The sequence below is a fragment of the Curtobacterium sp. MCLR17_045 genome (assembly GCF_003234405.1).
Lineage (GTDB): Bacteria > Actinomycetota > Actinomycetes > Actinomycetales > Microbacteriaceae > Curtobacterium > Curtobacterium flaccumfaciens.
Map to the genome: position 1 here is coordinate 15,546 of NZ_QKTB01000041.1, position 11,509 is coordinate 27,054.

Below are 11,509 nucleotides of genomic sequence, written 5' to 3' on the forward strand. Positions count from 1 at the left end.
TCACCGGACTCACGGTGGAGAGCGTGCCGGAGTCCCTGCGGGCCGCCTGGATCGCCGGTGGCGTCACGGCACTGTTCTCGGCGCTGCTGGCCGTCCACCAGTTCCGGGCAGCGGCACGGGCCCGCGAGAGCAGCCGGAGTCCGGCCTCAGCGCCCCCGACCAAACCGCGTCGTGACCCCCGGCGAGTAGAGCACCGAGTCCGGCTCGAGCTCCGTCAGCCCGAAGGGCAGCCCGGCCGCTCCGACCAGGTCGTCCCGCAGCGACACCACCGAGGCCCGGTGCAACGGCCACGACTCGTGCTCGTTCGGCCAGAACCGCGTCCGTCCGGCCCGGTGCACGTGCATGCCCCACCGCGCGGTCAGGAACGTCTCGAGGGGCCCCGGCTCGTCGAGCGCCTCACCGATCCGGACGTCGAGCATCGACCGCAGGTGGGTGCCGTGCCGACGCATCGCGTAGCCCACGCGGCCGTGACCGCTGCGCGACTCCGCGACCGCCCACCGGTACGGCAGCCCGGTCGCGACGCGTGCGCCGATGGTCGGCAGGAGCTTGCCGGCGTCGAGCGACAGGAACACCACCCCGCGCTGCCCCTGCTCGTCGACCGTGTAGACGCGGACGTTCAGCTCGACGAAGTCGCCGATGCTCCCGGTCGAGAACGGCGGGAACCGGGTGTCCTCGAACCGGAACGCGATGAGGCCCACCCAGGTGGTCACCCCGTCGTCGGTGCCGTCGAGCGCCATCGTGTCGGGCCGCGTGCCGGCCGGCAGCAGCGGGGCCACCGCCGACACGTCGACGCGCCAGTGCACGAAGACGACGTCGAGCCAGTCCTGCGAGATCCAGGGGCGGCCCGGCAGGCCGGGGGCGACGGCCTGGAGGCTCGGAGCGGTCTGGGTGGGTCGGGTGTCGGTCACGATGTGGTCGCCTCCGGTTCGATGTGTGCTGCGACGGGTGCGTCGTCCCACCCGCGCTGCGGGGTGTCGCAGGTGCCGCGGAACACGTACTGCGAGGGACGCTTCCGCTCGCTCGACGTCCAGTCGATGGCCGGACGTCGTCGTTCCGGGGGCAGGTACCCGATCCGGTAGACGGCCATCAGCTCGAGCGACTCGGGCACGCGGAGCAGTCTCTCGATCTCCTCCCACGCGCCGGGGGTCTCCATCGGGAAGGACACGAACTGGATCCCCAGGCCGAGCTCGGTCGTCGCGAGCCAGATGTTCTCCATCGCCGCGCCCATGCTGAACACCGAGTAGAAGCCGGACAGCTCCTCCTTCCGGTACTCGTGGCGGTCGAGCAGCACGCCGAGCAGCAGCGGTGACCCGGCGACGAGCTTCCGGTTCTCCTCACCCAGGGTCTGCGGCACCCGGAGCGTGTTCATGAGCAGCTGCCCGCGCTTCGTGAACACCTGCTTCGTGAACGGCCGCAGCGGCCCGGGGAGCTTGTCGAACAGCATGCCGTCGCGCCGCTCGTCCATCTCGGCCTTCGAGAACCGGAAGTACGGCTTGTACCGCTCGAAGAACGTGCCCTCGGCCATGGTGCGGGTCATCGACCTGCCGCTGATCTCGGCGACGCGGTCGATCGTCTGGCGCTCCTCGATCAGCACGAAGCGCCACGGCTGGCTGTTGAGCTGCGACGGCGCCCGGCCGGCGAGCTCCATGAGCAGCCGCTGGTGCTCGTCCGACACCGGATCGGGCAGGAACGGCCCGTTCGTCGTGCGTCGTCGTCGGATGGCCTCGAACAGCTCCACTGCTCACCTCTCTGATCGCCTGCGAGCGAGCACGGCCCCCAGGTAGGACGGTGCGGCGGCGACCGCGACCTTCCAGTGTGCTCCGGAGCGCGGGTTGGTGCGTGGAGCGACGGCCAGGGGTACGAGTGCCGGCAGCAGGAACAGTGCGGTCCGGTCGCGCGTCCACGCGGGGGTCGTCGCGGCGACGCCGGTCAGGGTCGCGGTCACGACGAACAGCCCGTGGTGCACGACCCGGAGCTTCTTCGTGCGGATCAGCCGCACGGCGACCGCGGTGCCCCACAGGCAGTTCGCGACGTAGGCGAGGCCCGCAGCGGTGACCAGCTGCCGGGCCGGACGCGATCCCGTGGGCGGTGATCCGCGCCTCCCGACCGTCTTCCGTCCCATGCGTGGGACGTTACGCGGTCTCTCGACTGACGAGCTTGGAGAGCACGATCGCGGAGCGGGTGTGGTCGACCTGGGGTGCGAGGCGGACCTTGTCGAGCGCCTCCTCGAGCGCGGACAGGTCCTTCGAGCGCATGTGCACGACGGCGTCGGCGCTGCCGGTGACCGTGCCGGCGTCGATGACCTCGGGGACGGTGTCGAGCAGGGCACGCAGCTCGTCGGGCGAGACCGTGCCGCGGCAGTAGAGCTCGACCCAGGCCTCGGTCCCGCGGTCCTCGACGGCGGGGTCGACCTTGATCGTGAAGCCCTGGATGACGCCGTCACCGACCAGCCGGTCGACACGGCGCTTGACGGCCGAGGCCGAGAGTCCGACCACCGACCCGATGTCGCCGTAGCCGGCGCGGGCGTTGTCCCGGAGCTGATCCAGGATGCGGTGGTCGAGCGTATCCATTTGTCCCCATCGTACGCGGACTTGTTGCGAGGCTGGTGGGTCTCGCGCACGAAACGTGCGTCACCCGAACGGGTGTCAAGCCGCCAGAGCCCCGGTACTGCACTTGCCGGACGGTCTATGGAAGGATCGACTCGGCGTCGACCTGGTCCGCTACGGTGAGTGAGCCTGCATCTCACCGGAGCTCTTCTCCTCGTTCCGTTTCGGTTCCTGGCAGGCTCGGGCCCCGGTCCCTTCCAGGAGGACTGATGTCGAACACCGCACCCGCCCCCGAGTCCGTCGCCACCCCGGCCCGTGTCGCCACCAAGCGCACGATCCTGATGTGCAAGCCGGACTTCTACACCGTGAGCTACCGGATCAACCCGTGGATGCACCCGGAGGAGCCGACCGACACGTCGAAGGCCGTCGAGCAGTGGGAGTCGCTCGTCGCCGTCTACGAACAGCTCGGCTTCGACATCTCGTACATCGACCCCATCGACGGCCTGCCGGACATGGTCTACGCGGCCAACGGCGGCTTCGTCCTCGACGGCATCGCGTACGGCGCGAAGTTCCAGTACCCGGAGCGCCAGCCCGAGGGCCCCGCGTACATGGACTGGTTCCGCCAGGCCGGTCTGACCGTCGCCGAGCCGGAGCAGACCAACGAGGGCGAGGGTGACTTCCTGCTCATCGGGGACACCATCTTCGCCGGCACCGGCTTCCGGTCGGACAGCACCTCGCACGACGAGCTCGCGAAGATCTACGGCCGCGAGGTCGTCACGCTCAAGCTCATCAACCCGAGCTTCTACCACCTCGACACCGCCATCGCCGTGCTCGACCCCGAGCCCGCCGTCGACGGGACGAGCAACATCGCGTACCTGGAGAGCGCCTTCGACGAGCCGTCGCTGGCGATCCTGCGCGAGCGCTTCCCGGACGCGATCATCGCCACCGAGGAGGACGCCGCGATCCTCGGCCTGAACTCCTACTCCGACGGGTACAACGTCGTGATCGCCGCCCGGGCTGTTCGGTTCGCCGAGCAGCTGCGCGAGAAGGGCTACAACCCGATCGGCGTCGACCTGTCCGAGCTGCTGCTCGGCGGTGGCGGCGTGAAGTGCTGCACGCTCGACCTGCACCCGGTCGGCACCGGCACCTCGGTCGCGCGTTCGCTCGGGGTCAGCTGATGTCGGCGGCAGCGTCGCTCGGGGTCAACACCGCGGCGGCGCTCGCCGTCGAGGACCGCGCCCTCGCGCACAACTACAGCCCGCTGCCCGTCGTCATCGCGTCGGGTGCCGGAGCGACCGTCACCGACGTCGACGGCAAGCAGTACCTGGACGGCCTCGCCGCGTACTCGGCGGTCAACTTCGGTCACGGCAACCCGCGGCTGCTCGACGCCGCACGTGCGCAGCTCGACCGCGTGACGCTCACGAGCCGCGCGTTCGTGAACGACCAGCTCGGGCCGTTCGCTGCAGCACTGGCGGCGTTGACGGAGACCGAGATGGTCCTGCCGATGAACACCGGTGCCGAGGCCGTCGAGTCCGCGATCAAGGTGTCCCGCGCCTGGGGCTACCGCGTCAAGGGCGTGCCGGCCGAGCGGGCGACGATCATCGTCGCGTCCGGGAACTTCCACGGTCGCACCACGACGATCATCTCGTTCTCGGACGACCCCTCGGCCCATGATGACTTCGGGCCGTTCACGCCGGGCTTCCGCACGGTGCCGTACGGCGACGCTGCGGCCCTGCGCGAGGCGATGGACGAGACCGTCGTCGCCGTGCTGCTCGAGCCGATCCAGGGTGAGGGCGGCGTGGTCATCCCGCCGGAGTCGTACCTCCCTGAAGTCCGGGCGGTCTGCGACGAGTTCGGTGCGCTGTTCATCGCCGACGAGATCCAGTCCGGCCTCGGTCGCACGGGGCACACGCTCGCGGTGCAGCGCGTCGGGGTGCGTCCCGACCTGATCACACTCGGCAAGGCCCTCGGTGGCGGCATCGTGCCGGTGTCCGCGGTGGTGGGCTCGCGCGATGTCCTGGGCGTCCTGCGCCCCGGCGAACACGGATCGACCTTCGGCGGCAACCCGCTCGCCGCAGCCGTCGGCGCCGAGGTCGTGGCGATGCTCGGAGAGGGCACGTTCCAGCAGCGGGCCCTCGACGGCGAACCGCTGTTGCGCGGCCTGCTCGACGACCTGCTCGGCAAGGGTGTCGTCTCGCACCGGGTGGCCGGACTCTGGGCGGGGATCGACATCGACCCCGCGCTCGGCACGGGCAAGGCGATCTCGAAGGACCTCGCCGACCGCGGGCTCCTGGTGAAGGACACCCACGGGTCGACGATCCGCTTCGCGCCTCCCCTGGTCGTCACCGACGACGAGCTGCGCTTCGCGATCGGAACCCTGGCCGACGTGCTCGCCGCGCGCGCCTGACCTGATCCGCAAAACACCGGTGTTCGCGCGTTGAACCCCCGCATGCCGCGGTGCGGAGCGCGAACACCGGTGTCTTGCGTGCGCCGGCGCGCGTCACCGGGTGCGGCTCACACCGCCCAGCGCGCCGCCAACTCGTCCATCACGGCATCGAGCCGCTCGTCGACGACCTGCTCCTCGGGGTGCGCCTCGTACCAGGCGATGACCTCGCGCACACCCTGCCGGTAGGTCGTCCGCGGCCGGTACCACGGCACGAGCGACCGGACCTTGCTGTTGTCGAACACCGAGCTGTTCGCCTTGTCGCCGAGCAGCGCCGCGCCCCACTCAGGGTCGACGGCGTTGATCGCGTCCGCCGGCACGTGCACGATCCGCAGGTCCTCGACTCCGGCCGCCGCCGCGATCTCGTGCGCGATGGCGTTCCACGTCGGCGCCTCGTCGCTCGTGATCGTGAAGGGCTCACCGATCGCCTCGGCCCGGTCGAGCAGCCCCGTGAACCCGACCGCGAAGTCACGGCTGTGCGTCAGGGTCCACAGCGAGGTGCCGTCGCCGGTGATGATGACCGACTTGCCGGCACGCATCCGAGCGACCGCGGTCCAGCCGCCGGTCAGCGGCAGCTTCGTCTCGTCGTAGGTGTGCGACGGACGCACGATCGTCACCGGGAAGTCCTGCTCCCGGTACGCCTCCATCAGCAGCTCCTCGCACGCGATCTTGTCGCGCGAGTACTGCCAGTACGGGTTCTTCAGCGGCGTCGACTCGGTGATCGGCAGGTGCGTCGCCGGCGTCTGGTACGCCGAGGCCGAGCTGATGAACACGTACTGCCGCGTCCGCCCGGCGAAGAAGTCGACGTCGGCCTGCACCTGGTCCGGCGTGAAGGCGATCCAGTTCACGACCACGTCGAAGCGCTGGTCGCCGAGTGCGTCCGCCAGTGCGCTGCGGTCCGACACGTCGGCCTGGAGGCGCGTCACACCCTCCGGGATCGGCCTGCCCCCGGTGGTCCCCCGGTTGAGCACGGTCACGTCGAACCCCTGCTCGACGGCTTCCCGGACGCAGGCGGCGCTGATGACGCCGCTCCCGCCGATGAACAACACGCTCGCTCCGGTCATGGATGCTCCCTCGCTCTCCGCGGCGCAGCCCTGCGCCGACCCCCTCCGATCCTGCCCCTCAGATGCTGGGTCGGGCACCGAGCACCGTGCCGAGCATCGTCACGTCCTGTGCCCAAGCCGCGGCGCCGGGGTGGATCCATCCGAGCAGTTCGATCGCGTAATCGTGGTCCCGCCGAAGATCACGCCCATGGATCGGCTCGTGGTGCGCGGCGCGGTTCCGCACGAAGTGCAGTTGCTGCATACGTGTCCGAACCTCGCGCTGGCGAGTCAGCGCATCCGCCGGGCCGTGTGGGAACGCGCGGTGGAGTGCCGGTGTCCACAGGGCCGTCAGGTAACGAGACTCGAACAGGTACCGCCAGAACCCGAAGCTCAGTTCGGCGACGACTCGCCCGTGCACTTCTGCTCGTTTCCCCCCTCGCGTGGCACGTCGTCGCGCGACGACCAGATCGTTCTTGCCTTGGGCGTCGAGGGGAACGACGTCGAGCCAGGACGAGCCGGGGTGACGAGCAGTTGCCCAAGCGCAGAGCTGCACGTCTGCGGCGTTGCGCACCACGATCTCGACCGCCCCGGTCAGCTCCATCACGGCAGCTGCAGCTCGCATGTTCCATTCGTAGAGCCCGACAGCGCGTGCGTCGTCGGGCACAGCGTGGAAGTAGGAACGAAGGCGTTCCCGGGTCAGCAGGTCCACTACGTCCGCCGGCTCCACGCGACCTCCAGTTGACATCGAACGCTCGCCCCGTAAACTCATATATCGAAGACCCCGGAACGATCACTGGCTCAGGCCACATCGCCGGGGTTTCGTCTTTGCCGACCGTTTCTGAAACATCAGCGTACAGCGCCGCGCCGCCTTGCCGAGTGCGCGCCGACGACGTCGGACTACCGTCACGGTTCGGGTCGCACCGACGCGCCCCACGACAGGAGTGACACGCACATGGAGTACCGCTACCTCGGCAACTCGGGCCTCAAGGTCTCCGAGATCACCTACGGCAACTGGCTCACCCACGCATCCCAGGTCGAGAACGACGCGGCGATCGCCTGCGTCAAGGCCGCCCTCGAGGTCGGCATCTCGACGTTCGACACCGCCGACGTCTACGCCAACACCGGCGCGGAGACGGTCCTCGGCGAAGCCCTCAAGGGGGAGCGGCGCCAGTCCCTCGAGATCGCCACGAAGGTGTTCGGGCCGACCGGTCCGAAGGGCCACAACGACACCGGGCTGTCCCGCAAGCACATCCTCGAGTCGATCGACGGCTCGCTGCAGCGGCTGCAGACGGACTACGTCGACCTGTACCAGGCGCACCGCTACGACCACGAGACCCCGCTCGAAGAGACGATGCAGGCCTTCGCGGACATCGTGCGTCAGGGCAAGGTCCTGTACGTCGGCGTCAGCGAGTGGACCGCGGACCAGCTGCGTGCGGGGGCGGCGCTCGCGAAGGACCTCGGCTTCCAGCTCATCTCAAACCAGCCGCAGTACTCGGCACTGTGGCGGGTCATCGAGGACGAGGTCGTCCCCACCTCGAAGGAACTCGGCATCTCGCAGATCGTCTGGTCTCCGATCGCCCAGGGTGTGCTCACCGGCAAGTACAAGCCGGGTCAGCCGCTGCCCGAGGGCTCCCGCGCGACCGACGACAAGGGCGGCGCGGACATGATCAAGCGGTTCATGCGCGACGAGGTGCTGTCCTCGGTGCAGGAGCTGCAGCCGGTCGCCGACGAGCTGAACCTGTCCATGGCGCAGCTCGCGGTCGCCTGGGTCCTGCAGAACGAGAACGTCGCCTCGGCGATCATCGGGGCTTCGCGTCCGGAGCAGGTGCACGACAACGCGGGCGCTGCCGGCGTCACGATCCCCGCGGAGCTCATGTCGCGGATCGACGATGCCCTGGGCGCCGTGGTCGAGCGCGACCCCGCGAAGACGAACGACAGCAGCCCGAAGACCCGCGAGGCGTAGGCAGTCCGCAAAACACCGGTGTTCGCCCGTTGAACACGCGCATGCCGCGGCTCCATGCGCGAACACCGGTGCTTTGCGAGCAGGTCACACCGGCCAGACAACGGAAAAGGCCCCCTGCCGAAGCAGGGGGCCTTCACCGGTGGCTGGACACGGCATCGATCCGTGGACCTTTCGATTTTCAGTCGAACGCTCTACCAACTGAGCTATCCAGCCGTGGCGACCCTGACGGGACTTGAACCCGCGACCTCCGCCGTGACAGGGCGGCACGCTAACCAGCTGCGCTACAGGGCCATATTGAATTGCTGTGGTGTTGTTCAGTACTACTTGCTCGCTCACTCAAGGAGTGACCCCAACGGGATTCGAACCCGTGCTGCCGCCGTGAAAGGGCGGTGTCCTAGGCCACTAAACGATAGGGCCGCAAGCAGTGCATCGCGCTACCGATGGACAAGCATACGGATGCCCCCCGGGTTTCACAAATCCGACCCCGCCAACCGCGCATCCCCGGCGTGTCGCGCCGTCAGCGCACGGGTCTCCGATGCTGTCGGTGCGAGCATCGTCGGCGTCCGCACCCCTCGTCCGAGGGGCTGTCGAGCCTGCGACCCGTGTTGTTACTGTTGCACCTGTTAACAGTGTTACGTGCGTGAGCCTTGCCGCGCTGTTACGAAATCGAGATACATGTCGACCTCCACTCCCTTCTCCCTCCGCTCCCGCAGCCGCCTGATCGCCGCCGCGGTCGCCGTCGCGCTCACGGCCGGCACGCTCGCGGTCCTCGCCTCGGCCTCGTCCGCCAGCGCCGCGAGCTACCCCAGCTGGGACGAGGTGCAGCGGGCGAAGTCGTCGACCAGTGCCCAGCAGGCCAAGGTCAGCGAGATCAAGTCGCTCATCTCGTCGCTGAAGAGCGAAGCGGCTGCCAAGCAGAAGGCCGCACAGGCCGCGGGCGAGGCGTACCAGGCCGCGCAGAACAAGTACGACGAGGCGACGCTCAAGCAGAAGAAGTTCCAGTCGCAGGCGGATGAAGCCAAGCAGACCGCCGCGCGGTCGGAGGAGCAGGCCGGTCAGCTCGCCGCCCAGCTCGGTCGCACCAGCGGTGACGACGTGACGACGGACATCCTCACGCACCCGTCCGACTCCGGCGACCTGCTCTACGAACTCGGCGCCATGTCGAAGCTCAGCGAGCAGTCCGAGGGTATCTACGCGCAGGCCTCGCAGGACCGCGGTGTGGCCCAGGGCCTCGCCGACAAGGCCGACCGCGCCAAGCAGGCCCTCGGGGACCTCGCCGACGCCGCACAGTCGAAGATGCAGCAGGCTCAGGGAGCCGCGGACGCCGCGCAGACGGCGGTCGACGCCCAGAACGACAACGAGTCCCGGCTCGAAGCGCAGCTGACCGCGCTCACGTCGAAGCAGCGCGGCGTCGAGGCCGACTACCGCAAGGGCGTCGCCGCCGAGAAGGCCCGCCAGGCCCGCCTCGCAGCAGCCGCCGCGAAGGCAGCAGCCAAGGCCGCGGCGACCAGCCAGGGCGGCACCGGCGGCGGCAGCGCCAACCCGGCGGGCTGGGTCCGACCCGCCGGCGGGTTCCAGACCAGCCCCTACGGCTACCGCGTCGACCCCTACACGCACGTCAGCGCCCTGCACGCGGGCGTCGACCTGGCCCCCGCTTGCTACGCCCCGATCTACGCGGCGCACGACGGCACCGTCACCTTCGCCGGCAACGGTGGCGGGTACGGCAACGAGGTCATCCTCGACAACGGCGGCGGCATCTCCACCGCGTACGGCCACGTCGTCGACGGCGGGATCATGGTCACCGCCGGACAGCACGTCACCGCCGGACAGCAGATCGCCAAGATCGGCTCGACCGGCTGGTCGACCGGGTGCCACCTCCACTTCGAGACCCGGATCAACGGCGCTGCCGTCGACCCGGTCCCCTTCATGGCAGCGCGGGGGATCTCGGTATGAGCATCAGCGCCACCAGAAGGCGTCGACCCACGTCATGACCACCTCCGCTCGCTCGTTCTCCTGCGGGATCGCGACCATCGCCGTGCTCGGCATCGGCCTGTCGGTCGTCGTCGCCGGACCGGCCCAGGCCGCACCCTCGGGTCCGTCCTGGGACGACGTCAAGGCCGCCAAGTCCGATGCGGCCGACGCCCAGCAGACGGTCGACGAGCTGAGCGACCGGCTCGGCACGCTGCAGGACGCCGCCGACCAGGCCGGTGTCGCCGAGCAGCAGGCCGGGCAGGCGTACGCCCTCGCGGCGTCGCAGCAGCAGGAGGCGAAGGACACCCTCGCCGACCTGTCCGCGCAGTCGAAGCGTGCGAAGGCCCGGGCGGACGACTCGGCCGGCCAGGTCGCCGGGCTCGTGGTCGAGCTGTCGCGCACGGGCGGCGGTGACCTGTCGACGACCATGCTCATGGACTCGTCGGACTCGAAGGACCTGCTCTACCGCGTCGGCACGATGTCGCACCTGTCCGAGCGCTCCGCGACCGTCCTGGCCGAGGCACGCGCCGACCAGAAGACCGTCGAGTCCCTGGCCGCCCAGCATTCCGCGGCCGAGAAGGCCCTGAGCAAGGCGACCGAGGCGACGAAGACCACCTTCGCGACGGCCAACGACGTGGCCGCGGGCGCCCAGGCCCGGGTGCAGAAGGAACAGGACCAGCAGGCCGAGGTCCTGCGCCAGCTCGCGTACCTGAAGGGCACGAGCGTCGCGACGGAGACCGCGTACTGGAGCGCGCAGCAGGCGAAGGCCGCCGCGGCCGCCATCGCGAAGCAGACGCGCGACACCGGCACCGGGAACGGCTCCGGCACCGGGAACGCCACCGGCGGCGGCACGAGCGGCAGCAACACCGGCAACACCGGCAACACGGGCGGCACCGGCAGCACCGGCGGCGGGACCTCCACCCCGGCCGTGCCGAGCACGCCGTCCAAGCCCAGCACTCCGTCGAACCCCGGCACCCCCGCGAAGCCGAGCACCCCGAGCAAGCCGAGCACCCCCAGCACGCCGAGCAAGCCGGCACCCGCGCCTGCTCCGGCACCGGCGCCCGCTCCGGCCCCGAGCAGCCCCTCGAAGGCCGCCGGCGCCATCGCGTTCGCCCGTGCCCAGCTCGGCGAGCCGTACGTCCTGACCGGCGCTGGCCCGAACACCTGGGACTGCTCCGGCCTCGTGATGATGGCCTACAGCTCGCAGGGCATCGCGACCGGCGGACACAACGTGGTCTGGCAGTACAACTACTTCAAGTCGATCGGTCGCCTCGTCCCGCTGTCCCAGCGCCAGCCCGGCGACATCCTGTTCTACTCGTCGAACGGCACGGCCTCGGGGGCGTACCACGACTCGATCGTGACGAGCTACGGCACCATGGTCGAGGCCGCGCGCCCCGGCGTCGGCGTCGTCGAGCGCGCGATCTGGCTGCCGAACCAGCTCATGCCGTACGTCGCCCGCCCGAGCGGTTCCCTGTAGCCCGCTCCCGGAGTGCCCGTTCTTTCCCAGAGCGGCTGCGGTACCAAGCGAGATCGGGCGTACCTG

11 protein-coding genes and 3 tRNA genes are annotated in these 11,509 nt (G+C 69.8%); 5 read left to right on the top strand and 9 right to left on the bottom strand.

Going from position 1 to position 11,509, the window contains the following annotated elements; translation table 11 throughout:
* Nucleotides 1-146 precede the first annotated feature (146 nt).
* Genes DEJ05_RS16860 through DEJ05_RS16875 form a run of 4 tightly spaced genes read right to left on the bottom strand, consistent with a single transcriptional unit; the run spans nt 147 to nt 2,570 of the window.
* Nucleotides 147-908: a YqjF family protein gene (locus DEJ05_RS16860; protein WP_220037041.1), complete on the bottom strand. Its 762-nt coding sequence runs from the start codon at nt 906-908 to the stop codon at nt 147-149.
* Nucleotides 905-1,738, bottom strand: a complete 834-nt coding sequence (locus DEJ05_RS16865) for a nitroreductase family protein (RefSeq protein ID WP_111111179.1) — start codon at nt 1,736-1,738, stop codon at nt 905-907. The genes DEJ05_RS16860 and DEJ05_RS16865 overlap by 4 nt, the downstream gene beginning before the upstream one ends.
* A 3-nt stretch (nt 1,739-1,741) precedes the next feature.
* Entirely contained in the window at nt 1,742-2,122 is a 381-nt protein-coding gene (locus DEJ05_RS16870; protein WP_111111181.1) for a hypothetical protein, read from the bottom strand.
* Between the two features lie 10 nt (nt 2,123-2,132).
* Complete coding sequence (locus DEJ05_RS16875; RefSeq protein WP_017887694.1) at nt 2,133-2,570, bottom strand: Lrp/AsnC family transcriptional regulator; 438 nt, start codon at nt 2,568-2,570, stop codon at nt 2,133-2,135.
* Nucleotides 2,571-2,815: 245 nt separating this feature from the next.
* On the opposite strand from DEJ05_RS16875, the gene ddaH reads away from it, so the two are divergent.
* Both ddaH and rocD read left to right on the top strand, forming a co-directional pair.
* Entirely contained in the window at nt 2,816-3,724 is a 909-nt protein-coding gene (gene ddaH, locus DEJ05_RS16880) for a dimethylargininase (protein ID WP_071245287.1), read from the top strand.
* Nucleotides 3,724-4,953, top strand: a complete 1,230-nt coding sequence (rocD, locus tag DEJ05_RS16885) for an ornithine--oxo-acid transaminase (protein ID WP_111028730.1) — start codon at nt 3,724-3,726, stop codon at nt 4,951-4,953. Before ddaH ends, rocD begins: the two co-directional genes overlap by 1 nt.
* A 107-nt stretch (nt 4,954-5,060) precedes the next feature.
* On the opposite strand, the gene DEJ05_RS16890 is transcribed toward rocD, so the two are convergent.
* Entirely contained in the window at nt 5,061-6,053 is a 993-nt protein-coding gene (locus DEJ05_RS16890; protein ID WP_111111183.1) for an NAD-dependent epimerase/dehydratase family protein, read from the bottom strand.
* A 58-nt stretch (nt 6,054-6,111) separates the two neighbouring features.
* Nucleotides 6,112-6,741 carry a hypothetical protein gene (locus DEJ05_RS17920; protein ID WP_146245133.1) on the bottom strand — a complete coding sequence of 210 codons (630 nt, stop codon included), beginning with the start codon at nt 6,739-6,741 and terminating at the stop codon, nt 6,112-6,114.
* 243 nt (nt 6,742-6,984) lie between these two features.
* Here DEJ05_RS17920 and DEJ05_RS16900 point away from each other — a divergent pair, with 243 nt between their 5' ends.
* Nucleotides 6,985-7,995 (top strand): aldo/keto reductase family protein, encoded by a 1,011-nt coding sequence (locus DEJ05_RS16900; RefSeq protein WP_071404504.1) that lies wholly within the window; start codon nt 6,985-6,987, stop codon nt 7,993-7,995.
* A gap of 140 nt (nt 7,996-8,135) precedes the next feature.
* Here the strand turns inward: DEJ05_RS16900 and DEJ05_RS16905 are convergent.
* The 3 genes from DEJ05_RS16905 to DEJ05_RS16915 form a co-directional block, all read right to left on the bottom strand.
* A tRNA-Phe gene (locus DEJ05_RS16905) sits at nt 8,136-8,208 on the bottom strand.
* A 1-nt stretch (nt 8,209) separates the two neighbouring features.
* Nucleotides 8,210-8,286: transfer RNA gene (locus DEJ05_RS16910), tRNA-Asp, on the bottom strand.
* A gap of 53 nt (nt 8,287-8,339) precedes the next feature.
* A tRNA-Glu gene (locus DEJ05_RS16915) sits at nt 8,340-8,412 on the bottom strand.
* 258 nt (nt 8,413-8,670) lie between these two features.
* On the opposite strand from DEJ05_RS16915, the gene DEJ05_RS16920 reads away from it, so the two are divergent.
* On the top strand, nt 8,671-9,948 hold the full coding sequence (locus DEJ05_RS16920) for a M23 family metallopeptidase (RefSeq protein ID WP_111028726.1): 1,278 nt from the start codon (nt 8,671-8,673) through the stop codon (nt 9,946-9,948).
* Between the two features lie 34 nt (nt 9,949-9,982).
* Entirely contained in the window at nt 9,983-11,443 is a 1,461-nt protein-coding gene (locus DEJ05_RS16925) for an NlpC/P60 family protein (protein WP_146245134.1), read from the top strand.
* Nucleotides 11,444-11,509: the final 66 nt, after the last annotated feature.